Source organism: Nostoc sp. FACHB-190 (assembly GCF_014696905.1).
In the GTDB taxonomy this organism is placed as follows: domain Bacteria; phylum Cyanobacteriota; class Cyanobacteriia; order Cyanobacteriales; family Nostocaceae; genus Nostoc_B.
On the sequence record NZ_JACJQW010000022.1, the window covers coordinates 88,310 to 112,037 of the forward strand.

Annotated in this window: 21 protein-coding genes and 1 pseudogene; 11 read left to right on the forward strand and 11 right to left on the reverse strand. The window is 40.9% G+C overall.

Translation table 11 applies throughout. The annotated features are described in order from the left end of the window. Window positions 1-554 precede the first annotated feature (554 nt). Window positions 555-1,934, forward strand: a complete 1,380-nt coding sequence (locus H6G28_RS22080; RefSeq protein ID WP_313949967.1) for a Sll1247 family protein — start codon at window positions 555-557, stop codon at window positions 1,932-1,934. Window positions 1,935-2,042: 108 nt separating this feature from the next. Here the strand turns inward: H6G28_RS22080 and H6G28_RS22085 are convergent, their stop codons facing one another. Beyond that, window positions 2,043-2,882, reverse strand: coding sequence for a PD-(D/E)XK nuclease family protein (locus H6G28_RS22085; protein ID WP_190591827.1), 840 nt, complete (start codon window positions 2,880-2,882; stop codon window positions 2,043-2,045). Between the two features lie 147 nt (window positions 2,883-3,029). Here H6G28_RS22085 and H6G28_RS22090 point away from each other — a divergent pair, with 147 nt between their 5' ends. The 4 genes from H6G28_RS22090 to H6G28_RS22105 all read left to right on the forward strand — a co-directional run bounded on the left by H6G28_RS22090 (window position 3,030) and on the right by H6G28_RS22105 (window position 5,412). After that, window positions 3,030-4,457, forward strand: a complete 1,428-nt coding sequence (locus tag H6G28_RS22090) for a phosphoglucomutase/phosphomannomutase family protein (protein ID WP_190674192.1) — start codon at window positions 3,030-3,032, stop codon at window positions 4,455-4,457. A gap of 75 nt (window positions 4,458-4,532) precedes the next feature. After that, window positions 4,533-4,805, forward strand: a complete 273-nt coding sequence (locus tag H6G28_RS22095; RefSeq protein ID WP_190591825.1) for a LapA family protein — start codon at window positions 4,533-4,535, stop codon at window positions 4,803-4,805. Window positions 4,806-4,925: 120 nt separating this feature from the next. After that, window positions 4,926-5,165, forward strand: coding sequence for a BrnA antitoxin family protein (locus H6G28_RS22100; RefSeq protein ID WP_242054629.1), 240 nt, complete (start codon window positions 4,926-4,928; stop codon window positions 5,163-5,165). Then, window positions 5,155-5,412, forward strand: a complete 258-nt coding sequence (locus H6G28_RS22105; protein WP_190674195.1) for a BrnA antitoxin family protein — start codon at window positions 5,155-5,157, stop codon at window positions 5,410-5,412. Before H6G28_RS22100 ends, H6G28_RS22105 begins: the two co-directional genes overlap by 11 nt. Before the next feature lie 80 nt (window positions 5,413-5,492). Here H6G28_RS22105 and H6G28_RS22110 read toward each other — a convergent pair whose 3' ends face one another. Together H6G28_RS22110 and H6G28_RS22115 are read right to left on the reverse strand one after the other, a co-directional pair. Beyond that, window positions 5,493-5,900: a hypothetical protein gene (locus H6G28_RS22110; RefSeq protein ID WP_190674198.1), complete on the reverse strand. Its 408-nt coding sequence runs from the start codon at window positions 5,898-5,900 to the stop codon at window positions 5,493-5,495. A gap of 2 nt (window positions 5,901-5,902) precedes the next feature. Beyond that, the gene (locus H6G28_RS22115) at window positions 5,903-6,871 is read right to left on the reverse strand and encodes a hypothetical protein (RefSeq protein ID WP_190674200.1); all 969 of its coding nucleotides are present in this window, start codon (window positions 6,869-6,871) and stop codon (window positions 5,903-5,905) included. On the opposite strand from H6G28_RS22115, the gene H6G28_RS22120 reads away from it, so the two are divergent. Next, complete coding sequence (locus tag H6G28_RS22120) at window positions 6,859-7,005, forward strand: hypothetical protein (protein WP_190674202.1); 147 nt, start codon at window positions 6,859-6,861, stop codon at window positions 7,003-7,005. The two genes, H6G28_RS22115 and H6G28_RS22120, sit on opposite strands and share 13 nt — an antisense overlap. 54 nt (window positions 7,006-7,059) lie before the next feature. Here the strand turns inward: H6G28_RS22120 and H6G28_RS22125 are convergent, their stop codons facing one another. The 6 genes from H6G28_RS22125 to H6G28_RS22150 all read right to left on the reverse strand — a co-directional run bounded on the left by H6G28_RS22125 (window position 7,060) and on the right by H6G28_RS22150 (window position 14,474). Then, window positions 7,060-7,914 (reverse strand): dienelactone hydrolase family protein, encoded by an 855-nt coding sequence (locus H6G28_RS22125; RefSeq protein WP_190674205.1) that lies wholly within the window; start codon window positions 7,912-7,914, stop codon window positions 7,060-7,062. A 157-nt stretch (window positions 7,915-8,071) separates the two neighbouring features. Further along, a complete protein-coding gene (locus H6G28_RS22130; RefSeq protein WP_190591821.1) occupies window positions 8,072-8,635 on the reverse strand; it encodes a Uma2 family endonuclease in 564 nt (187 codons plus the stop codon). Window positions 8,636-8,716: 81 nt separating this feature from the next. After that, window positions 8,717-10,327, reverse strand: coding sequence for an alkaline phosphatase D family protein (locus H6G28_RS22135; protein ID WP_190674208.1), 1,611 nt, complete (start codon window positions 10,325-10,327; stop codon window positions 8,717-8,719). Window positions 10,328-10,523: 196 nt separating this feature from the next. Continuing rightward, window positions 10,524-11,639 carry an AI-2E family transporter gene (locus H6G28_RS22140; protein WP_190591819.1) on the reverse strand — a complete coding sequence of 372 codons (1,116 nt, stop codon included), beginning with the start codon at window positions 11,637-11,639 and terminating at the stop codon, window positions 10,524-10,526. Window positions 11,640-11,941: 302 nt separating this feature from the next. Further along, window positions 11,942-12,337, reverse strand: a complete 396-nt coding sequence (locus H6G28_RS22145) for a rhodanese-like domain-containing protein (RefSeq protein ID WP_190591818.1) — start codon at window positions 12,335-12,337, stop codon at window positions 11,942-11,944. Between the two features lie 13 nt (window positions 12,338-12,350). Further along, a complete protein-coding gene (locus H6G28_RS22150) occupies window positions 12,351-14,474 on the reverse strand; it encodes a serine protease (protein WP_190674211.1) in 2,124 nt (707 codons plus the stop codon). A gap of 354 nt (window positions 14,475-14,828) precedes the next feature. Between H6G28_RS22150 and H6G28_RS22155 the strand changes: the two are divergent. Beyond that, a pseudogene (locus H6G28_RS22155) lies at window positions 14,829-15,050 on the forward strand (Uma2 family endonuclease); the annotation flags it as partial. A 220-nt stretch (window positions 15,051-15,270) separates the two neighbouring features. Here H6G28_RS22155 and hemB read toward each other — a convergent pair. Both hemB and H6G28_RS22165 read right to left on the reverse strand, forming a co-directional pair. Continuing rightward, entirely contained in the window at window positions 15,271-16,251 is a 981-nt protein-coding gene (gene hemB, locus H6G28_RS22160; protein WP_190674213.1) for a porphobilinogen synthase, read from the reverse strand. A gap of 298 nt (window positions 16,252-16,549) precedes the next feature. Further along, entirely contained in the window at window positions 16,550-16,891 is a 342-nt protein-coding gene (locus H6G28_RS22165; protein WP_190591815.1) for a DUF4870 domain-containing protein, read from the reverse strand. Between the two features lie 232 nt (window positions 16,892-17,123). On the opposite strand from H6G28_RS22165, the gene prfC reads away from it, so the two are divergent. The 4 genes from prfC to H6G28_RS22185 all read left to right on the forward strand — a co-directional run bounded on the left by prfC (window position 17,124) and on the right by H6G28_RS22185 (window position 23,581). After that, window positions 17,124-18,752, forward strand: coding sequence for a peptide chain release factor 3 (gene prfC, locus H6G28_RS22170; RefSeq protein WP_190591814.1), 1,629 nt, complete (start codon window positions 17,124-17,126; stop codon window positions 18,750-18,752). Window positions 18,753-19,060: 308 nt separating this feature from the next. Then, window positions 19,061-21,271 carry a M48 family metallopeptidase gene (locus H6G28_RS22175; protein WP_190674214.1) on the forward strand — a complete coding sequence of 737 codons (2,211 nt, stop codon included), beginning with the start codon at window positions 19,061-19,063 and terminating at the stop codon, window positions 21,269-21,271. A gap of 625 nt (window positions 21,272-21,896) precedes the next feature. Continuing rightward, entirely contained in the window at window positions 21,897-22,376 is a 480-nt protein-coding gene (locus H6G28_RS22180; RefSeq protein WP_190591812.1) for an RNA recognition motif domain-containing protein, read from the forward strand. Between the two features lie 584 nt (window positions 22,377-22,960). Beyond that, window positions 22,961-23,581 carry a TenA family protein gene (locus H6G28_RS22185; protein WP_190674217.1) on the forward strand — a complete coding sequence of 207 codons (621 nt, stop codon included), beginning with the start codon at window positions 22,961-22,963 and terminating at the stop codon, window positions 23,579-23,581. Window positions 23,582-23,728: the final 147 nt, after the last annotated feature.

Here is a 23,728-nt window from a genome sequence, read left to right on the forward strand (position 1 = left end):
ACAATAATTTCCCCTTGTCTCCCTTGTCCCCCTTCCCTCCCTTGTCCCCCACACCCTCATACCCCCACACCCTCACACCCTCATACCCCCACAATCCCACACCCATTCCTAACAGCCCAATTCATCAATTCTTAAATAAACCAATATTTCCCAGTAACAGTAAGGATATGGTTCTGTAGTCAAACCACATAGCAGAAACCGTATACACCCTCAAGACAGCTATTAATAATTAGGATAGTCTTCCTGTATATATGTAGTTCAGCCGCCAGTTGTCGGAAGGCGGAAGTCGTAAAGCAATCATAAGATTGAGATTTACTTTCCTGAAGTTCCCTAAAGATATTGGTAAATATAAAAACTAGTACAGGTCGGCTTAAATAAACAGACCATAAGGAATTGCTAAAAGGCTTGTGTTATCACTATTATTTCTTTTTCCTTTTGACTTTTTCCTTTAGCCTTTTTACTTTTACCTTGTCGTACTAGCCTTATTGAGTTTTTTCAAATAAAATCTTTATTCCATAGCATTTATCAACCCAATTTAAAATGGTAATAATCCAGTGAATGATTGGATAAATCGCAAGTCTCAAAAAATTCCCAAACAGCAGGGTGCTGGTAGTAATCTTGTCGCCACCAGTCAACAATCTTATGTACCTTCATATTTGACACATAATTCGCAGTCAAATGCTGAAGAAAAACAAATATACCAACATTTATTGCATTTGGTACAAGTTAAATCGCCAAATGAAATGCTAGAACGTTGTCGTGCCTTATTTGTTGAAGGTGCAGATTATCCTGAACCAGAAATATTATTAATCTTAGATAAAATTACAGCATCTAAAACTGCTGTACATGAGTTTAAATTTTTTATTAATCGTTGCTGCCATATTTTAATTAATCGCTGGCACATGCAGCCGCAACTGCACTATGCAATTCCTGAATTAATCAAATTATTAGCTACTGAACCTACGAGGTCAAGAACCACAAGTTTTCGTTATCGCAACATTAGGAAGTTGCGGGAATTAATTCAAATGTTTATCGTCAGCGAACAGTATTTAACTTTGCGGCGATTTGTAGAAGTGATGACGAGAACAATTGAGGAAAATACGCCTCCTGAACCTCAAGCTTTAATCTCTTTAATTGGGCGCTACTCATATTTATATGAACATTGTTTGATTAGTGATGATTCTACCTTTGAACATCAGTGGCGCGTTAAGCAAATCCAAGCGCAGGCACAAAAGCAATTTGAAGTTGATTTATCGAAATATGTCACTTATCAAGTGCGTCGCAATCAAATACTCAAAAAAGCCTCTGTAGAGGAAGCAGAGAGAATTTTACGGCCTGTGAATAATCCTACATTATTGAGCGATCGCGATCTGCATACAGCACTGCAACATTGGATTGGTAAGGTCGAAGGTAACTATACATACCAAGAGTTAGCCCAAAAATTTTTACAGTCTAATCAAAAGGTAAATTCTATAAGTGATTTTAAAGATAATTTGTATGAATATCTCATATCTTCAATTACTGGCGGTTCGGGAAAACGCCAATGGCAGCAAAAGCTACATACACAATTAAAAAATACATTGCCACAAGCTAATGCTCAAAAACCTGATGAGTTCTTAATTATGAGAATTTGTAGTCAGCTATTGAATTTTTTAATTGTAGAAAGTCATTTATCAATTCAACATTTTAATTTGATTGACTTGATTACTAATCAAGGTACATTAATCACAACGGAATTATTATTGAAAATAGTCTTGATTTGTCCTAAAGTCAAACCTTATTTAGAAAAGCGATTAACAATTTTATTTCAACACTATGAGTCTGCAAATACTAGTGATATTAAGTGGCTTGTCAAGATTTTAGAACAAGTTAATATTGCTGTGGTTATTTATTTTGGCAATATTGATATATCTTATTTTAAAGAGATTGGTTGATCTCGGCAAGGGAGACAAGGGAGACAAGGTAGACAAGGTAGACAAGGTAGACAAGGTAGACAAGGTAGAGATATGTTTGTTAACTATTTAATTCTCTAGCCCCTAGCCTCAAATCGGCACTACTACATCAGAATAAGCACTGACGGCGGCAAATTCACAAATTGAATTAAAGGGACAAAATCGGCAGTGTTGTCCAGGATTTGGAGGGAAGATTTTACTGAAGTTACTGTTTTTTTCGTGATATTTATGTAAATCAGCTTGATGTTGATGAGCAATTATCGCTAACTCAGATTTTAAATTTTCAAATTCATGGTTTGTGATTTTAATTAAATCGGATTTTTTACCGAGTTCCAAATTATAAAATGATGCGACTGCTTGTCTACCAGGATAAAGATAACGCACCGCTAATAAATAAACTAATGCTTGTCGTTGGTCAAAAGCGGATTTACCTGTTTTGAAATCTAAAATATGTAAAGTGCGATCGCCATCAATAAAAATGCAGTCCATAGCTGCATATAAGCGAAAACAATAGTCGCCTTGTTCAATCAAAATCGGCTTGGGAAAACCTTCATCACCTGAAGTTAATTGCAGAATATTTTTGCCTCTCAATAGAGGTGCATTTTGATACTTTTTCAAAATTTGTAGAACTCGCTGCTGCACTTGCGAGCTAGTATTGTTGAGTTTTAACAACTGTGCAACTTTTTCTACACCGTCTGCTTTATTTAACAAATGTCGATTATGATGAAACTCATAAACGCCTTTTTGGGCGAGTATACCAATCCGCTGCGGTGCCGTAGCCTTTGTTAACAGTGCTTTAACTTGGGGTTCATGTTGACGTGCTTTAATAAACCCACGTCGCATCTGACAATGCCAGCGTTCTTGTCCTATTGCTGGGGCAATTAAAGACCAAAGGTGATAACTGACAAAAGGTCGGTCGGGGGTTGACATCGCTAACAAGCAGTGAGAAAAAATACAATGGGCAGAAATTTGAGCATAATTGGCTGCTCATAACTTCTTTTGATACTTGCGGCTAGGCACGCTTTGCGGGAAGCTTCGTAATAGACTACTGAAGATGGACGGGAGAAATTGGCAACAATGAGCGTTACTAGCAATTCCAGCAAAATCAAGTTTGGTACTGATGGTTGGCGAGGGATTATTGCTGATGATTTTACTTTCCCCAATGTGCGGAAAGTCACTAGAGCGATCGCAAGTTACCTCGAAACAGCCTACACAAAAGATAGACCAGTTCTCATTGCTTACGATACGCGGTTTTTAGCTGATCAGTTTGCCCGCACAGCCGCCCAAGTCCTAGCAGATTTGGGTTGGACTGTGAAAATTACTGATCGAGATTGCCCCACACCAGTAATTGCTTATAACGCCCGTCACTTAAATTCGGCGGGGGCGTTAATGTTTACAGCAAGCCATAACCCTGCACCATATTGTGGAATTAAATATATCCCCGATTATGCCGGGCCTGCCACTCCAGAAATCACTGATACTATTGTGGCAAATATTGAAAGTGCTGCGGATGATCTGCCTAGTAACAACCCTAGCGGGTCAATTTCTATTTTTGACCCCAAACCCGATTATTTGCAATTTATCTACACATTGTTGGATGTAGAACGCATCAAAAGCGCCCATTTAAAAGTTAAATATGATGCGCTTTATTCGACATCTCGCGGTTATTTAGATGAAGTTTTGCAACAAAGTGGCGTGGAATTAGAAAGTTTCCACACTTGGCGAGATGTATTATTTGGCGGTGGAATGCCAGAACCCAAAGGCGAACAACTAGAAGAGTTAGTAGAAGCTGTACGCCGCGACCACGCTGATTTAGGTTTGGCAACAGATGGCGATAGCGATCGCTTTGGTATCGTTGATGAACAAGGTAATGTTCTCACCCCTAACACGGTGTTGTTGGTGTTAGCAAGGCATTTAATTAAAAATAAAGGCAAAAGCGGCGCAATTGTCCGCACTGTCGCCACAACTCACCTATTAGATAATTTGGCGGCTAAATATGGTTTGCCAATTTATGAGACAGCCGTAGGTTTCAAATACATCGGTGAAAAAATGCGGGAAACCACCGTTTTGATTGGCGGTGAAGAATCAGGTGGTTTAAGCGTCATTGGTCATATTCCCGAAAAAGATGGTGTTTTGGCAGATATGCTAGTTGCCGAAGCGATCGCCTACGAAGGTAAACCCCTGAGTCAACTTGTCAAAGAAGCGATCGCGGAAGCTGACGGCCCCTTGTATAACAATCGTTTGGACTTACACCTCACCGAAGCCCACAAAACCGCCGTTATCGACTCCTACACCCACAATCCCCCTTCAGAAGTGGCGGGAATTAAAGTCAAAGAAGTCGGGCGGAAAGATGGCATTAAACTTTACCTAGAAGAAGGTAGCTGGGTGTTACTGCGTCCTTCGGGAACAGAACCACTGGTGCGCGTTTATATGGAAACCAACAGCCCCGAAAAACTCTCCCAAATCGCGCAAGTAATGGAGAGTGCGATTGCTAAATTAGGATAAGAGTTTCCACCGCAGATGAACACAGATAAAGATTTATCAATGTCTGTGTTCATTTGTTTTGATTTGTAATTTTTTATGAAGACAATTTCTAATTTGTTAATATCTGTTGTTGTAGCTGTTTGGATAGTGGCGATCGCAATTCTTTCAGTCCAAAATGCCACGCCAGTATCGTTAAAGTTTTTAAGTTTTCAATCAATTCAAATACCAGTGGGTTTAGTTCTGGCTTTTAGTGCTGCGATCGGCGTAATTGGGGTAGCTGTGCTGCAACCTCTGTGGGGGTTGGCTGGTTCGGGGGAAAATCGCTTGGAAGAGGATGCGGAGTTTTTCGTGGATGATGAGGATTTTTGAGGGATAAATTAACCGCCGATGCACGCGGATGCACGCAGATAAATGAGTTTAATTGGATGAGTTTTACAAGAAAACGCTATGAACAATACCTCAAGAACTGATTGGGATAGAATCAATGCTATGAGTGACAAAGATATTGACACTTCAGACATTCCAGCCTTGTCAGATGAGTTCTTTGCCAAAGCACAATTACGAATGCCTAACTCAAATGTAAAAATTACAGTTCAGATAGATCCTGAAACTTTTGCTTGGTTTCAATCACAGGGGGAAACCTCACAACAACAGATGGCTGCGGCATTAAAGATTTATGCAGAAGCACACAAAGCTTATCCAACATTGGAAGCAAAGAATGGAAACTGAGTACGATTTTAGTCAAGGTAAACGAGGCGCAATTGAGCCGACACCACCAGGTAAAACTCGAATTACAATTCGCTTAGATGATGAAATATTAACTTGGTTTCGTGAACAAGTTCACCTAGCAGGTGGCGGAAATTATCAAAGTTTAATCAACGATGCTTTGCGTGAATACATTCAGCAGCGCCGTGAACCTTTAGAAGAAACATTACGGCGAGTTTTGCGCGAAGAACTTGAGCGCATCAAAAAATAAGTATAAAAATATAGAGATACGATGAGTCGCATCTCTACAAAAGCTATAGTATGTAAGCTCTAATTACTTTAGCTGCAAAATTAAAATGTCCATTCGTGGTTAGGGTCATTAAGTGCAGCACGGACGGAAGCTAAATTTGCTAAGTCTTTAAATGGACTAGATTTAGCTATCTCTGTGATTGAATTTAAAGCAAGGGCTAACTGTTCATTGTTACCTGATGCGATCGCGCCATCAACGACAGCAAATAAAGAGCGAAAATTTTCTGCCCGTTCATCAAAAGATCGTTCCAAATACGCCATAAGCAAGTCTCGCTGGGCATTAATTTTGGTAATTGTTTCTTTTTCCCAAGCATCAATTTCTCTACGCTTTGTTTTTTCTTGTTCAGCAATTGTCAAGTAATCCGTGTAAGCTGACATCATTTGTTGTAAGCATTCAGCAGGATTTATAAATTCCTTGACTACTGCTGTAGTAACTTTCTTTACTGACATTTCTAATTGCCTCCAAGAGTACGATATTTAGCTTGGATAGTTGCAGTAACAGGATTTAGCTGCCCTTCGCTATCTAAAACAGGAGTTTTCATAATTTCTGCTAGTGCTTTCACTAAAAGCCCTACCTGTTGGAACTTACTAGCATCTCTATTGCGCTCAAAAGGTAGAGATTCCAACTCTTCTAGATTGAATATCGCGCGATTATTCAAATTTTCCACCAAGTTGCTTAACTCAGTCATTCGTCGTCTAACTTGTACCAAAAAATCTCTAGCTGCTTCAAGTTTGGCAATTTCAATGTTAACTTTAGCCTCATACTCACGAGCCTTTGTTAAAGCCTCCTCACCTTTACCAGCAAGTACAAAGCCAGTAACTGCTAAGGCAGGCCCAACTGTAATTCCCCCTAGTACAAAAGTCCCAACAAACATACCACCCCCACCTGCTGTTAATGCTCCACCACCAAGCCACGCCAAAGTCGCATTCCAAGCAGCTGCACCACTTAGCCCTGAAATGGCTGCTCCCGTACTTGCTACTCCTACAGATGTAGCAAGACTTGTTGCAGCTTGACCAGCCGCCGCTCCTGCGATGACTGCCTTAACACCACCTTTAAAAAAATGTTCAGCTTCCATAGCGTCAGCTTTATACTGCTGTATCTGCTGAACTGATATTCCATCCAACCCTTCTAAAAACTGCATATCCTGAGAGGAACGTTGACCAAGTTGCTCAATAAAAGCTACAAATCGGCCTATTGTGTGTATTTTGACATTCATCTGAAATTGACCATACTCTTCTGCTAATTTATGAGTAGCTTCCCAGTCTGCTTTTAGTTGAGTAACACTAGACTCATGACGCTTTTGAGAACGACTCCCAATATCATTTGCTTCTTTGATATTGCTGACACCTTCAGTGCCTTTGATAGCTCCATAAGCAGCTGTTCCTAGAGCAATTGCACCAAGGATAAATGGAATCGGCATTAGATACTCCTGATTGTGATGAGTGGTTGGTTGGGCCTTATTTACGCATAAAATATGCAGCTAAAGCATTACCTTATACTTATACTTCCCTAAGTAACAACCTAACCAACATTCACAAAGCAGGGAATTTTTAATAGTGATGCGGCAAGACTAAAATATTGATGAGATGCGATCGCCTAGCATAAAACTCAGTTTAAATGATTTTGAAACAGTTCTAAAACACGTTGCCAAGCATGAGGAGCCGCTTCGGGATTGTAACTGGGGTGCTGTTCGATTAATGGGTACTTATCTTTAAAGAATCCGTGGAAAAATCCATGTCCTGCATCGTATCGAAATACACGATGATTTATTTGATGTTTTTTTAGTTCTGCCTCAATTTGCTCGTTTTCTGTTTGGGAAATGAGGGTATCTCTGTTACCAAAAAATGTATAAATAGTACCTTTAATTGAGGAGGTGCGATTAATAGTGGGAGTTTCTTCGCCATAACTAGAAGTGGTAATCCCACCACCATAAAATGAAGCCGTAGCTTTGATATCGGGTAAAGTTGCAGCCATATAAGCAACATGACCGCCAAAGCAAAAACCAATAGCACCAATTTTGCTTCCGTTAACATTGGGTAAAGTTTTAAGATAGGCGATCGTGGCTTGAATATCGCTGAAAATTTCTTGATACTTTACTTGTTGATAGTATTGTAAACCAAGCTGATAAGCTTCTGGGCTATATCCAATATCATTAGGGCCATAGTCAACCTCAAAACCCGGAGCAATTCTTTGATACATTGCAGGTGCTACTGCTACATATCCTTGCGTTGCTATGAGTTCGGTAATATCCCGAATATTACCATTAACTCCAAAAATTTCGGGAAAAACTATAACAGCACCAAAGACTCCTGCTTGTGCTGGTTCAGCTAAATAAGCATCAATTTTTAACTCACCATTAGATATTTTGATTTTTGAAGTTTTAATTTCGATGTTTGTTATTTTTACCATGTTTGTTTCGGCTAAATTTATATTAATTTGTGTATTATGGTTGTTTTTTAACACAGATATAAGACTGACGCAAAAACCTCTAAAACTCTCATTTCTCTGTGTCTCTGTGGTAGCCTGCGGCAAGCCGCTATCGCGTCTACGTATTTTCGTGGACTGTGCGTAAGTCCTGAGATAATAAAGAGGATTTTCACTCAAAACATCACAATACTCGTTATTCTAATAACCAGTCAAACAAAGTTCCTAGATGCAGATTTAGCTCATTAGCAAAAGACGGAACTGGAAGTTTTTGTTCTGCTAGGTCAAAAACCTCTGGTTGTTGCTTGGGTAGATAAACAAAGACAGTTTGCTCACCGGGGTCAATTAACCAACCCATTTGAGTGCCAAAGTTGAGGCAATGTAAAATATTTTTGGTGACTTTTGTTTGGTTTTGATCAGGTGACAAAATCTCAATTGTCCAGTCAGGAACTATTAAAAAGGTATTTGCAATTTCGCCTTTTTCGTCGCGGGGAATTCTCTCCCAAGTAAACACAGAAACATCTGGTACTATTGAGCGCCCACCAAATGTACAACGCAATTCTGAAAAGGCTCGTGCAATCTTTCGAGGTTTAAGAACTACGTTGACATTAGTAGAGAACTCGGTTTGAATTGTACTGTGCTTACCTTGTGGCATTGGTTTTTGAATAATTTGCCCATCAATATATTCACTAGCAGGTTCAGTTTCTGGTAGCTTGAGAAACTCCGCCAAAGTCATGGGTTTAGATGGGGTCTGTACCATTGAGACTTTTTGGTAAAAGAAAGTTTGATTGGCTTGATGTCAATTTTAAAATATGGGTGGGCAAGTTTGCCCACCCTAAAGTTAATATTGCTCTGGTGGTAAATCTACACTGTAAACAACTTCGCCAGCCAAATTCCGCAAAGATACTGTCATCACTTTGGTAGAGGCATTAATTTTGACTGCGCCGAAGAATTGCAACCCTTCGCTTGGGGGTCGATTTGCTCTTGTACCCGCAGGTAAGCTTTGAAATACTAACTGTGGGCCGAAGGTATTTTCTAATTGATTAGGCCCAAATGTACCTGCATTCAGTGGCCCGGCGACAAACTCCCAGAAAGGTTTAAAGTCTTGAAACTGGGCTTTATTGGGGTCGTAGTAGTGGGCTGCGGCGTAATGAACATCCGCCGTAAACCACACCACATTCTGAATATTTCTGTTTTTGATAAACCGCAGTAAATCTGCTAGTTCTAATTCTCTGCCTAAAGCGGGGCCGTCGCCATTCGCCCAAGCTTCAAAATCAGTCGCACCATCTCTCACTATCAGCCCTAAAGGCATATCACTGGCAATAACTTTCCAAGTGGCTTTGGATGAAAGTAATTGTCGTTTTAGCCACTGCACTTGTCTTCTGCTTAAAAAATCTGTTGCTGGACTTTGTTCTGGCTGATTATTGGGAGAATTTGGCCCTCGATAGGTGCGTTCATCCAGCATAAAAATATCGAGCAATGACCCATACTCAAAGGAACGGTAAATTCTGGTTCTTTCTGGATTATCGTAATACTCAATCGGCATATATTCCAAAAATGCTTGTCTTGCCCGTTGAGCCAACAAGTTAACATCTTTGACTGTGTAGCGAGCATCACTGCCTACATTACTGAGGATTTCGCCAGGATACCAGTTATTCGTTACTTCGTGGTCGTCCCACTGTGCTAAAAGTGGCACTTCGGCATTGAATCGCTTGATATTTTCATCCATCAAGTTGTATTGATAGTTACCACGAAACTCTGTTAAAGTTTCAGCAACTTTCGATTTTTCTGGTGTGGTGATGTTGCGCCAAATTGTGCCATTATCCAGGGTTACTTGAGATTGAATTGGGCCATCAGCATAGATGTTATCGCCAGAATGAATGAAAAAGTCTGGCTGGAGTTGGCGCATGGTTTCATAAATTCTCATCCCACCAAAGTCAGGATTTATCCCCCATCCTTGACCTGCGGTGTCGCCTCCCCAAACAAAGCAGATATCTCGCCCAGATTTAGGAGGTGTGCGGAAAAAACCGCTAACTGGGGCGCTGAAAACATTGCGATAGTTTAAATCTTGAAAAATTACCCGATAAAATATCTGTTGATTTTGGGGTAAGTTTCTTAAGTTAAGTCGGGCGGTAAAGTCGCTAGTTTCTAAAGCCACAGGCCCAGGGATGCGCCGCACATTGCGAAATGATTCGCTAGTGGAATATTCTACAATCATTCTGGCGGGGCGATCGCTCCGACTCCAAATCACCACGTTATTTTCGCTAATGTCACCACTTGCTATACCAAAAGGTATGCCAGGACGCATTTTTTCCGCAGTAATAATAGCAGGTGCTTGACCAAAAACAGGTGATTTAGCAACAATATTTGTCCCAATAATTCCGCCTGCTGTTACTGCTGAACGGACTAAAAATTGGCGACGATTTATCTTTAATGGTTGATTAGATTCCATAAAATTCAGTTGTTTTGCCGAGGTTTGTAGAAAAATCAATTAAACTAGTACATATCGGCAGAAATTTAGCATATTCCCTCTAGCCTATAAGTAAATATTGAGTTATCTAAAAGTTAAGAAACTATTATGGTATAAATTCAAAAATACCCGACTTTTTGAATAAATCGGGTATCTGAACTATCAAGGTAAGTTTTAATTAAATCTTGCTGATGTAATTTTCTTGATTTACTTCCATTGCTGAAGTTTTTACACCATCTTCATTAGTAACAATTTGTTGACTCAATTCTCCGGCTCGCCAACTATCGGCAATATCTTTAATAAAACTAGCAAGCGGAATCGCAATTAACAAACCTAAAACGCCGCCTAATTTTGCACCTATAAGTAAGGAAATCACTACCCACACAGGATTTAAACCAGTTAAATTACCTAAAATTCTAGGTGCGACAATATTAGAATTAATTTGGTCAAGGGCGACGGCGACACCTAACACTTCCACACCTAACCAAAAGTTTTCTAAAGCTACTAATAAGCTAACTAATCCAATTCCTATCCCTGTACCAAAGGGAAATAGTGAGAAAAAGCCGATAGCAATCCCAAACAACAAAGCCAGGGGAATGCGGAGGAGGACAAATGCTAATGTCACCAATACAGCCAACACTGCCCCTAATGTTGCCTGACCGATAAAATAATTTTGAAAATCTTCTCGCAGCAATTGTCTAACTTTAGTGCCGATATGTTCAGGAAACCATTGATAAATTCCATCCCAGAGTTTTTGACCATTTAAGATTAAATAAATAGTCAAAACTGCGGCAATTAAGATATTAAGTACAACTCCGATAGTATCAAAGGCAAAACCCAGGATTTTCCCGGTGAATGATTGAAATTGATTGGATAATCTTTCTAACAGTTGTAAGGCTAAACCCCGCAAATTAATGGGAATTTGTTGGGTAGCTGCCCAACTTTGAAAAGCGTCTAATTGTTCTAAACTAGAATCTATCCATGAGGGCAGAATATTCGCTAGTTCGTTAAGCTGTTGCAGAATTACTGGTACTAAGGTGATACCAACACCTCCCAGAATCACTACGGCTGACAGCAAAACTCCGACAATTGCCAAGTAACGGGGTACACCGCGTTTTTGAAAGAACTGGATGGGGTAGTTTAAGACAAATGCTAACAATATAGCGATCGCAACTACACTCACCAAGGGTTGAAAATACTTGACAACCTGGATTAATAACCAACCGTTGAGAATGACTAGCGGAAACGCCAAGCCATAACTTAACCATCGTGGTAGTTTGTTTGCTGATTGCATGAGAGTGACTTCACCACAATTCTTTAGTTTATTCTGGCATCAGATGGCTGTTTGTGAAGGGGATAGGGTGCAAGGGTGCAGGGTGAAGAGGAGAAATTACAATCATTTCCCCCTTGTTCCCTTCCCCACTTTCTACTCCTGACAGATGTAGCTCACAGCAATCAAAGATGCCCATTTCTCTAGCCCCTATCAACTTGCGACTGACTTATACAAATTTCAGAAAAGAATGCGACAGATAGAAATCAGGAAAGTCTGACTGGAGCTAGATTTCTTAATTGCGAATTGCGAATTACGAATTGGTATTAGCAGCCACAATTTATCGTCGTACCAAGCTGGGCTTTCTTACCTTCAGTAGCGTAGCCATCACGTTTCCACCAATCAAGGCCACCAATCAGTTCCCGGACTTCAAAACCCAAAGTCAATAATTTGAGTGCTGTTTTAGTCGAAGCGTTACAGCCAATACCGTCGCAATAGCAAACATAAAGTCTTGACTTATCCAGCATCTCAGTTGAATTGAAACAGATTTCTTTGTGTGGTAGGTTCAACGCGCCTGGAATATGTTCTTCAGCAAAAGCATCTGCTGAACGGCCATCAACAACGGTTATCGTCTGTCCTTTGTTGAGGGCAACGTATAGATCCCATGAATCCATCTCATACGCAAGTTTACGCTGATAGTGCGCCATTTGATCTATGCTCATTGTTATTTCCTTGCTAACGCTGATTTTTTCTAATTAGTTCTAATACTTGCTGATAAGCGGCTGTGTTTCCTTGCATTTTATACAAATTCGCTGCCGTTTCCAAATCAGTGATACTTGCTGGTATTTCGCCTAAATCATACCGAGCCAAACCCCGGTTATGGTAAGCTTGGGCATAGTTAGCATCAATATTAATCGCTCTACTATAATCAGCGATCGCACCTTCTAAGTCTCCCAAGTTTCTGTAAACATTGCCGCGATTGTAGTAAGCAAAGGTATAATTCGGGATAATTTTCAAGGCTTGATTGTAATCGGTCAAAGCTCCCTGCAAATCATTAATATCATACTTAGCATTACCACGATTATTGTAGGCGTAGGCATAATTGGGATTAATTTTAATTGCTTGGGTATAGTCTGCGATCGCGCCTTGCTTATTGCCTAAATCAAAATAAACATTGCCGCGATTATAATAAGCTTCGGAATTATTGGTATCGATTTTGATGGCTTGGCTATAATCTGCAAGTGCCTTTTGCTTTTCACCTAAATAATAAAAGGCGTTACCTCTGCCGTTGTAAGCAGACGAATAATTAGCATTGAGTTTAATTGCTTGGTTATAATCTGCGATCGCTGCTGGTAAATCTTTCAAATCAGAGCGAGCATTTCCCCGATTATAATAAGCTTCGGCATTATTCGGACTAGCTTTTAAAGCTAAAGTGTAATCAGTAATTGCCCCTTGCTTATCACCTAAATAATAACGAGAATTGCCCCTACCGTTGTAAGCTGAAGAATGATTCGGGTTGATTTTCACAGCTTGGGAATAATCTGCGATCGCGCCTTGATAATCACCTAAATCATAGCGAGTATTACCACGGTTATTGTAGGCAAAAACATAGTTAGGGTTAATTTTAATCGCTTGATTGTAATCAGTTATTGCCCCTTGCTTATCACCTAAACTCGCGCGAGTATTCCCACGATTGTAATAAGCTTCCGCATTCCCTGGGTCAACTTTAATGGCTTGATTATAATCAGCCAACGCCTTTTGCTTATCTCCCAAAGCATAGTAGGCATTACCGCGATTATTGTAAGCAGAAGAATAATTAGGATTCAGTTTCAACGCTTGGTTATAATCAGCCAGCGCCCCCCGCTTATCATCAAAATCATACAGAATATTGCCACGATTGTAATAAGCAAAAGCATATTCAGGATTAATTTTTAAAGCTTGGTTGTAATCTTTCAGAGCGCCTTGTTTATCACCCAAATAATAACGGGCATTTCCCCGATCATTGTAAGCATAAGAATACTGAGGATTCAGGCGAATAGCTTGATTGTAAGCTTCTATCGCTCCTGGATAATCACCTTTTTTATACTTATCTCCGCCCTGAATATAAAAATCATCTGCCTTTGGTGCGGTGGGCGTAGGCTGACTGACAGCACCCACCTCAGCTTTTGGTAAAGTTCGCAAAAAAGTATTAATTGGAATCCCCAAATTAAACCCAGTTTTGATAATTACATCGGGATTTTTATCAGAAATTTGATAATTTTCGGCGGTGTCACCTCTACCGTGAATCCCCACTAATTCACCTTTGTCATTCAGCACTGGGCCGCCACTCATTCCCGGTAGCGTGTCGTTATTGTAAACTAAAGCATAACCATCCCGCAGGGCTTTAGAAGCATTAGCCGTGATGCGCCCTTCCACAAAATTGTAAATTGAGACAGAAATTGCCGCGCTGGGCTGAGGAAACCCCGCCACATAAGATGTTGCACCTTCACTAATGTCATCAGAGTTGCCTAACTTTGCCACAGGATAAGTTTTACTACTGGTAAACTGCCCAATAGCTAAATCTATTCCTGGTAACTTTTTCACCGTGTCGTACTTTAACTCATAACGGCTATCATCAGGCGTGATAACTGCATATTTATCTGGATTTTCGACGACGTGTTTAGCAGTTAATACCGTGTAAGTATCACCCTCACGACGAACAATTACCCCAGAACCAGAACCATTTTGATTTTCAATCAGCACCGTCATTGCTTTCGCAATTTTGCTAACTTCCGTTGAAGAAAGGGCTACAGCCTGCGGTTGCACAATAGCAACTGAAACGCCAATCAGTGCGGGTGTTAATAGATAATTAAATTTCATAACGATTTTGCTATGGTTGCGATTAGTAATTGCTTAAAAGTATATTGATAATTTTTTTATACCATCCTCATGATACTGAAATCAGCAATTGTTGAATTCTTATCATAGAGTTTAATGTTTTTTAATTAGTCATTGCTTTTGAGTCGTATGTGTAGGGTGTGTTAGGCGTAAGCCGTAACGCATCCAAAACTTGGTGCTAGATGCCGTACTCTCGCCGATAACACATCCTACGTACATTTCAAAAATCAAATATTAGTCCTAATATCTATGACTAGCTGCATTTACGCATCACCATTGAGAGTATATTGACAATCATGATGCTCAAATACTCCTGAGACTTTTGAGTTAAGGCTTGATGCTGCAAGTTATTGTAAGAATGATGTTTCTTGGATAGAAAAATCTCGTTGGGATGCACTGACTCAAGAACAAAAAGAAAGATTCATTCCTTTATATCCTGATTTTGTGATTGAGATATTATCCCCCAATGACAGTTTAAAGAAAAGTCAAAATAAAATGCAAGAATATATAGATAATGGCTGTCGTTTAGGTTGGTTAATTAATCGTAAACAACAAGATAGCGGTTCTCGAATCAGTGAAGTACAAGAAAAATAATTAACCGCAGATAGACGCAGATAAACGCGGATGAATTTGTATTCTGCTCAAGTGAAAGTCGCTATATTGAGAATGGAGATTAAATACCCAAAAAATAATCCCACGCCCAAACACCAAAACACAAAGAAATACTTTGCGCCTTTGCATTTTGGCGTGAGATTTCTACATAACTCAGAAAAGACACTTACCGCAACCATCTAGCTGCATCTTTGGCATGGTAAGTTAAAATCAAGTCTGCACCAGCACGCTTAAAGCCAGTTAAAGTTTCCATAACTACACGCTCTTCATCTATCCAGCCATTCAAAGCGGCAGCTTTAATCATGGAATATTCACCGGAAACGTTGTAAGCTGCAACAGGTAAGTTACTTGCTTCCTTCACCCGCCAGATAATATCCATGTAAGCCAATGCAGGCTTAACCATGAGCATATCCGCACCTTCAGCAATATCTAATTCAATTTCTTTAATGGCTTCCCGACTATTTCCAGGGTCCATTTGATAAGTTCTTCTGTCGCCAAATTGGGGTGTGGACTCAGCCGCATCGCGGAAAGGCCCATAATAAGCCGAAGCATACTTAGCAGCATAAGACAAAATGGGTGTATCTTGGAAACCAGCTTCATCTAATGCAGTCCGAATTGCGTGGACAAAACCATCCATCATCCCTGAAGGCGCGATAATATCTGCACCAGCTTTGGCTTGAGAAACGGCGGTTTTCTTGAGCAATTCCAAGGTGGGGTCGTTGAGGACTCGTCCGGTTAAATCACCCACTTGTAAGTAACCGCAATGACCATGACTGGTGTATTCACACAAGCAGGTATCAACAATGACTATCAAGTCGGGAACTGCCGTTTTTACCGCAGTGGCAGCTTTTTGGACAATTCCGCAATCATGCCAAGCACCAGTAGCATCAACGTCTTTATCTTCGGGAATGCCAAATAAAATAATGGCGGGAATGCCTAAGTCGTAAACTTCTTTGGCTTCTTCCACAATTTTGTCTACCGATAATTGGTAGACTCCCGGCATAGATTTAACTTCCTTGGCAATTCCTTCACCTGGTACAGCAAACAGGGGGTAAATGAAATCGTTGGTTGTCAGGATGGTTTCACGTACCATCCGACGCAGTTGGGGGTGGCTACGCAAACGACGGGGACGTTGTATGGGAAACATAGTTTTTGTCAAGGAAACGATGTAATGGACACAAGTCAAAGCGGCACAAAAGTAGAGAAAAACTCTACTACTGTCAGACAGACTACAAACAGTGCTTAACTGTCCTTTGCCCTACTCTTGATGAAGCTGTAGGGCAATTTTGTATTCTACAACTTGGTTGCTACTTCATCTAGCTAACAGTTTGGGCAGAAAGATTATTAATTTTTAATTCTGATCTAAAAACATTAAACCGCAGAAAGTTTTGCGAATTTCTTTGTTAACAATGTTCAAGTTTTTATTAGCAATTACCCTGACTGTGTTATAGAACACGGAAAATGAAGGGATAGCGGAAGGGTTTATCTGGCTTGGTAAGCACACTGGCGATCGCCCAAATTGTTAATCCCCAATGCAGCGCATATCCGAGGAATACTAGAGGGAATAACAAACCAAAAGTTAACCAGAGCAATGCTGTAATAATAATTCCATAAATCCAAACATTCAGGTGAAAATTAATAGATTCTTTGGCATTTTCTAGGACTACCGGATCATTAGCAATGAATAGCATCGCGATCGGTATCCCCACAGACATAAAAAGCGTACTGAAGAAAATCGCTGCGTGACACAAGGCAGAGAAAATCTTGCGTTTATCTGGGTCGTACATACTTTTTTCCTTTGAGGGGTTAGAGGTTAGGGGGGCGTGGAGACAAGGGAGACAAGGGGGACAAGGGAAGGGAGCAATCTTTCTACATTGTCTACTCTCACTCAGCACTCAGCACTCAGCACTTTTTGACCCTATCACGAGCCTCGTTGTTTTAAGATTAAAAGACTTACTAAAGTAGAGAAAAATTAAGTTAAGTAAAGTAACAAGGGTAAGCAATACATTTAGGTCAATTATGTCAACTGAAATTCAGTCAGAACTTCATCAAGCCGTAGAACAGCGACGCAATTTTGCGATTATTTCGCACCCTGACGCGGGGAAAACGACGCTGACAGAAAAGCTACTGTTGTACGGAGGTGCAATTCACGAAGCTGGTGCGGTGAAAGCACGACGGGCGCAGCGCAAGGCTACTTCCGACTGGATGGCGATGGAACAGCAACGGGGTATTTCGATTACTTCGACGGTTTTACAGTTTGAGTACCAAAACTGTCAGATTAATTTATTAGATACCCCTGGACACCAAGATTTTAGCGAAGATACTTACCGGACTCTGGCTGCAGCTGATAATGCGGTGATGTTAATTGATGCGGCGAAAGGTTTGGAACCGCAAACCCGTAAATTATTTGAAGTGTGTAAATTGCGGGGTTTGCCGATTTTCACCTTTGTAAATAAACTCGACCGTCCGGGTAGAGAACCTTTAGAACTGTTAGATGAAATTGAACAGGAACTAGGGTTGCAGACTTATGCTGTGAATTGGCCGATTGGGATGGGCGATCGCTTTAAGGGTGTTTTTGATCGTCAGCAACAACAAATTCACTTGTTTGAACGCAGCGCCCACGGTAGCAAAGAAGCCCGTGATACTGTTGTTGATTTGGGTGATGCCAAAATTGAACAGCTGCTAGAAGAAGACTTGTACCACCAACTGAAAAATGATTTGGAACTGTTAGAGGGAGTCGGCCCGGAATTAGATTTGGAATTAGTGCATCAAGGCCAAATGACCCCAGTGTTCTTTGGTAGCGCCATGACCAACTTTGGCGTAGAGTTATTCCTCAAGTCTTTTCTCGACTATGCCTTAAAACCAGGTGTTCACAATAGCAGCGTCGGGGAAGTTCCGCCCACATATCCTGAGTTTTCGGGTTTTGTGTTCAAATTGCAAGCCAACATGGACCCGAAACACCGCGATCGCATCGCATTTGTCCGGGTCTGCACTGGCAGATTTGAAAAAGATATGACAGTCAATCACGCCCGCACAGGCAAAGCCGTACGTTTATCGCGTCCGCAAAAACTCTTTGCCCAAGAACGGGAATCGATTGATGTCGCATATCCAGGTGATGTCATCGGCTTAAACAATCCCGGCGTGTTTGCGATCGGCGATACCATTTACACAGGGCAGAAATTGGAATACGAGGGAATTCCATATTTTTCACCAGAACTGTTTGCCACCCTCAGAAACCCCAACCCCTCAAAGTTTAAGCAATTTCAAAAAGGGATTTCGGAATTGCGCGAAGAAGGTGCTGTGCAGATTATGTACTCAACTGATGAAGCTAAACGCGAACCAATTTTGGCGGCGGTGGGTCAGTTGCAATTTGAAGTGGTGCAGTTTCGCCTACAGAACGAGTATGGCGTAGAAACAATTCTCGATTTATTACCCTACAGCGTCGCCCGTTGGGTAGAAGGTGGTTGGGAAGCTTTGAACAAGGTGGGACGTTTATTTAACACCACCACAGTCAAAGACAGTATGGATCGGCCAGTGTTACTATTCCGCAATGAATGGAATTGCCATCAGTTACTAGAAGACCATCCAGATTTAAAATTAAGCGCGATCGCCCCGGTATTTTATGGTCAATCATCAGTGGAATCTTGAAACAGAATCCAGAAGTCAGAATCCAGAATTCAGAATAAATTCATTCTGACTCCTGACTCCTGAGTTCTAGATTCTGACTCCTGATTCCTATTTATCGGGTATAGTTGATGTCCACGGCATCGCGGGGTCGCGTTGTTATATCACCGTGGATTCAAAGTCAAAAGTGAAAAGTAAAAAGATAATTCACATATCTCAAGCGCAGCAGTCTAGTGACTAGCGAGCAATTTTGTTCTTCTTTCTTTTGCCTTTTGCCTTTTTCCTTTTACCTTATTCTGTCAGTTAGCAGAGATTGGAGTGCCAGAAATTCTATGCCTTCACGCGCTGAATCATCTTTGGAGGCTGGTTTAACTGCCCTCAAGCAGGGAGATTACCAAACAGCGATCGCTCAACTCGAACCTGTGGCTAGTAGTAAAGGCAATAGCACTACTAGCTTACAAGCTCGTGTGGGGTTAGTTATGGCTTATGCCCGGACTGGTGAAGCCCGCAAGGCGATCGCTTTGTGTCAAACTCTCAGAGATAGCCAAAATCCCCAAGTTCAAGAGTGGGCTGAACGCGCTCTGACACATTTAACAAAACGTAAAAAAACAAAAAAAGTATCTTCACAAACATCAAAACAACCAACAAACTCCGGCAATTCATCGGCGGTGTCATCCAGACGAGTCCAACAGCCTGTGCTGGAAAAAACCGCACAATCAGGGAATTATCAAAATACTTTTATCGAAACACCTGTCGGATCACAAAATCAATTTATAGAATCGGCTGAATATACACCAACTCAGCGATTAAATATTTACTGGCGACAAGCAAAACGCGCCAAAGTCTGGCAACCTCTACGTAAACCGAAATTACTGCCCTTACGCTTAAAAGCCCTGGGAAGTCTTGTGGCTTTGTTTTGGGTGATAGACTTCTTTTTCAAGTCAGCAATGGTCTCGGTAAATTTAATTTTAGACAAGTTGCCGTATTTGGAACCATTGCAGTTTTTCTACCGCGACCCCAAGCTAGTAGTAATTGGCATTTTGATGATCGCCAGTGCGGTTTCCCCTTGGTTACTTGATTGGTTACTAGGGCGATTTTGTAGTCAGCAACCCCTATCCAAAGATATCTTACACAGCCGCAGCCGAGAAACAGCCAGAGTTCTGCAACGTTACTGTCAGCAAAAACGTTGGCAATTACCCCATCTGCGAATTATCCCCATCAATACACCCATTGCTTTCACTTATGGCAATCTGCCCCGTAATGCCCGAATTGTCGTCAGTCAAGGGCTATTAAATCAACTGGCAGATGATGAAATTGCCGTGATTTATGCTACTCAATTGGGACACATTGCCCACGGTGATTATTTAGTGATGTCATTGGTATTGCTGGTGACTTTGCCGATTTATCGTTTATATCAGCTAATATCTCAGTGGGGAAACAATGTTCCTCCTGGTTTTTGGCAGTGGCCGTTTAATATATTTTCCAGTCTGACTTATGGAATCTGGTGTTTATTGACTGGGACAGCTTTATGGTTGTCACGCTCACGTCATTATTATAGCGATCGCCTCGCAGCCGAAATCACTGGTAATCCTAACGCCTTAATTCGGGCTTTCTTAAAAATTGCGATCGGTACTGCACATGACATTCAACAAGTACAACACACCAATTGTCAGCTCGAAAGTTTGAATCTGCTCATGCCTGTTAGCTATCAACAAAGTTTAACTTTGGGTAGCATTGCTGGCCATATCCCCTTTGAATCAGCCTTGTTCTGGGATTATCTCAATCCCTATCGTCACTGGTTAGCCATTAATAATAGCCATCCACCCATCGGTCAGCGCATTCAATGGCTGTGTCAAATTGCCCGTCACTGGCACATAGAAACCGAACTACATCTCAGCACCGAACAATTTATTAAAACTACACGCCAATCATTCTTACTGCAAATCTCTCCCTTTTTAGGCATTCCCGTAGGTTTTGGCTTTGCGGGTTTGATTTGGATGAGTTGGCAAACAGCTTTTAGCCTGAAATTTTTAAACTTGAAATGGATTTATGAAGATTGGAACTTTGTCAGTGGTTGCTTACTGATTGGTTTTAGCATTGGCTTGGTCATTCGGATGAATAGTTTTTTCCCGAATCTCAAAACTGCAACAGGGCAAACTGATCAAAGTTTACCGAACTTATTAGCCAATCCATCTGCCATCCCCATTGATAGCACTAGTGTCTGTCTGGCTGGCAAATTACTAGGTCGTCCCGGTACAGCCAACGCTCTTGCCCAAGACTTAATCTTACAATCCAGCACAGGTTTAGTGAAGTTACACCACGTTCCTTGGCTATGCTTGGGGCAGAAAACCCAACTGCAAGATTTGATTGGTAGACAAATTACCGTCACAGGCTGGTTCAGACGCGGCGCAACACCTTGGCTGGATATCCACACCGTCCAAACTCAAACAGGAACCACTATTCATAGCCCTCATCCCATTTGGTCTACCATCTTAGCCGTAGCCGCCCAAGCTTGGGGTGCTTATATTTTTCTCATGGGCTAGTCAAAATTGAGGGAGTTGGGAGTCGGGAAAAATCACAAATGACTAATGACAAAACTTGCAACATTTCTTTACAAGTGTTACATTTATTAACAATATATTTAACAACCAACATAACTTAGCATTCCGCCTAAGTAATTGTTGTTAGATGCTTGCGCCAATGCCTCTTTTATCCTCCCAACACAGCAGCAGCTAGACCAGCCATTGGCTGGTTTTTGTTTCTGATATTCGCCCTTGAGAAAAAAATGTATTTTATGTTACTATCGATTCGCAATATAATCGGAAATGTGTGTTCTGAACTAGCTACGTAGAAGATACCGTGATAATGTAAGGAATGGTGTTGAATTCTGCGGGCAAGGACATCAAAAAAAATGTTTACTGTGGCAGACAGTAGGCTAATAAATTTACAAATTTTAGAATTAAGGTGGTATTAACTGAGCGTTGTATGCGCTTTCGTAATATACAAGCTTTATCCAAACGAAAAACTGTATTGTATAAGTTGACAGTTTGGAGTAAAAAAAATTGGTTGATGGCAAATTTAATCAAAAGCATCTATTTAATTAACAGCCAAAACCAAGTGATTGTTCTCTTGCCTTGCTTCGTTCATTAAACTCTGGAGGTATAGTTCATGTCCGTTCGCCTATACATAGGCAATTTGCCAAAAGAAGAAATAGATCGCCAAGACTTACAAGCGGTTTTTGCCGCCGAGGGTGATGCTGTCACCACGAAATTAATCAAAGACCGGAAAACTGGTAAATGTCGTGGTTTTGGTTTCTTAACCGTCAACAATGACGAACAAGCTGATCAAATTATTGAAAAATATAATGGTCAGTTGTTCAAAGATACCCCCATTAAGCTAGAAAAAGCATTGCCCCGTACCAAAGGTGATGAAGGCGAAGAACCAGCGCCAAAAGCTGCCAGCAACCCCACTCCTAGCAGCAACAAAGAAAGCAATCGTCGTGACAAAGGTTCTAAGAAGTCTAAACGCGGCGGTGGTGGACGTGAAACTACTAGCACAACAGACTCAGATGCAATTCGTCCAGATCCCCGTTGGGCATCTGAACTAGAAAAGCTGAAGCAGATGTTAGCAGCGCAAACCACAAATTAAGACTAGCAATGGAGAAATTAAAAATTAAAAATCCAATTTGTGGTTTTTAATTTTTAATTGTCCACAAGTCCTGACTTTGCAAATCAAAGATTACTCGCAACTGTAATTAACAGAGCGTCAAAGCACAACAGCTTGTCCAGAGACACAGCTAGTGCTGGTTGGTAGTAGAGCGACTAAAAAACAAGCTACACAGAGTTCGGTTTGACTAAAGTTTGTCCAAATCTTCCAGAGTTCCGAACCGCTAGTGTGAGGGACATCAATACTCTGAAACTAGGAGAGGCATAGTATTAATTATGTCTCTCCTAGGTTTGTTTACAAAGCAAATCTTTTGGTAAAAGTGTTGTAATTTAGGTCATCCACAGATCATCCATCACCTGTAACCTGTGATGAAATTTAACCCAGTGTTGCATAAGCATTGCAAATTACATACATACGTGTCAAAATCAGTTTTGGAAATATTACTGAACTGCTTTAAGCAGTCTAACCGGAGGCAAAAGATATATCTGCCTCTTTTACTATATGGACTTACTCACAAAGATTTTCTGTGGTAACTGGGTGTAAGGGTGTAGGCTGGAAAATGACCAATGACTTTATCTCATGAATTATGGGTGGCAAATCAAGATTTAGGGCAAGCTTGTCTAGAGCATCCTTTTGTACAAGGTATCGCTGATGGTACACTTGAAGGGTCTAAATTTGCTTACTATGTGGGACAAGATGCTTTTTTCTTAGAAGCTTTCGCCCGTGCTTACAGCATCGCCGCAGCTAAAGCACCAGACTGGAAAGGTTTTAATATATTTCACAATTTAGTCGGTGGAGTTTTAGCCGAGTTAAAACTACATCAAAGCTATGCAGCCAAGTGGGGAGTTAATTTACACTCTGTAGAACCAGGCGCTGCTACCCGCCGTTACACAGATTTTTTGTTGGCTACAGCTTGGAGTAGTGACGTTGGGATAACGGCGGCGGCGATGTCACCTTGTATGCGTTTATATGCTTTTTTGGGGGAACAGTTAGCTTGTCATGGTATTCCCCATCATCAATATGCAGATTGGATTCGGACTTACAGCAGTGCAGATTTTCAACCACTAACTCAGCAATTAGAAAGTTTAGTGGATAACTACGCCACAAATCATGCTTTGGTTCATTCAACTTACCGTTACGCTATGCTGTGCGAACGTGATTTTTTTGCAGCTGCGTGGATAATTTAGCAAGTTTATGATGCCAATTGACGAAATGTAAAATTATTTCAAAGAATCCCTGTATAAATCGTTGCTTTGAGCATATAATCCCTAAATTATAGAGGCGAACATATCATAGCTTGTATACAAAATTTGTATCACATTCAATAGGATACA

Coding starts and splice junctions, on each gene's coding strand:
- H6G28_RS22085 (WP_190591827.1), bottom strand. CDS start 2,882: ATGTCAACCCCCGACCGACCTTTTGTCAGTTATCACCTTTGGTCTTTA.
- H6G28_RS22090 (WP_190674192.1), top strand. CDS start 3,030: ATGAGCGTTACTAGCAATTCCAGCAAAATCAAGTTTGGTACTGATGGT.
- H6G28_RS22095 (WP_190591825.1), top strand. CDS start 4,533: ATGAAGACAATTTCTAATTTGTTAATATCTGTTGTTGTAGCTGTTTGG.
- H6G28_RS22100 (WP_242054629.1), top strand. CDS start 4,926: ATGAGTGACAAAGATATTGACACTTCAGACATTCCAGCCTTGTCAGAT.
- H6G28_RS22105 (WP_190674195.1), top strand. CDS start 5,155: ATGGAAACTGAGTACGATTTTAGTCAAGGTAAACGAGGCGCAATTGAG.
- H6G28_RS22110 (WP_190674198.1), bottom strand. CDS start 5,900: ATGTCAGTAAAGAAAGTTACTACAGCAGTAGTCAAGGAATTTATAAAT.
- H6G28_RS22120 (WP_190674202.1), top strand. CDS start 6,859: ATGGAATCGGCATTAGATACTCCTGATTGTGATGAGTGGTTGGTTGGG.
- H6G28_RS22115 (WP_190674200.1), bottom strand. CDS start 6,871: ATGCCGATTCCATTTATCCTTGGTGCAATTGCTCTAGGAACAGCTGCT.
- H6G28_RS22130 (WP_190591821.1), bottom strand. CDS start 8,635: ATGGTACAGACCCCATCTAAACCCATGACTTTGGCGGAGTTTCTCAAG.
- H6G28_RS22135 (WP_190674208.1), bottom strand. CDS start 10,327: ATGGAATCTAATCAACCATTAAAGATAAATCGTCGCCAATTTTTAGTC.
- H6G28_RS22140 (WP_190591819.1), bottom strand. CDS start 11,639: ATGCAATCAGCAAACAAACTACCACGATGGTTAAGTTATGGCTTGGCG.
- H6G28_RS22145 (WP_190591818.1), bottom strand. CDS start 12,337: ATGAGCATAGATCAAATGGCGCACTATCAGCGTAAACTTGCGTATGAG.
- H6G28_RS22150 (WP_190674211.1), bottom strand. CDS start 14,474: ATGAAATTTAATTATCTATTAACACCCGCACTGATTGGCGTTTCAGTT.
- hemB (WP_190674213.1), bottom strand. CDS start 16,251: ATGTTTCCCATACAACGTCCCCGTCGTTTGCGTAGCCACCCCCAACTG.
- H6G28_RS22165 (WP_190591815.1), bottom strand. CDS start 16,891: ATGTACGACCCAGATAAACGCAAGATTTTCTCTGCCTTGTGTCACGCA.
- prfC (WP_190591814.1), top strand. CDS start 17,124: ATGTCAACTGAAATTCAGTCAGAACTTCATCAAGCCGTAGAACAGCGA.
- H6G28_RS22175 (WP_190674214.1), top strand. CDS start 19,061: ATGCCTTCACGCGCTGAATCATCTTTGGAGGCTGGTTTAACTGCCCTC.
- H6G28_RS22180 (WP_190591812.1), top strand. CDS start 21,897: ATGTCCGTTCGCCTATACATAGGCAATTTGCCAAAAGAAGAAATAGAT.
- H6G28_RS22185 (WP_190674217.1), top strand. CDS start 22,961: ATGACTTTATCTCATGAATTATGGGTGGCAAATCAAGATTTAGGGCAA.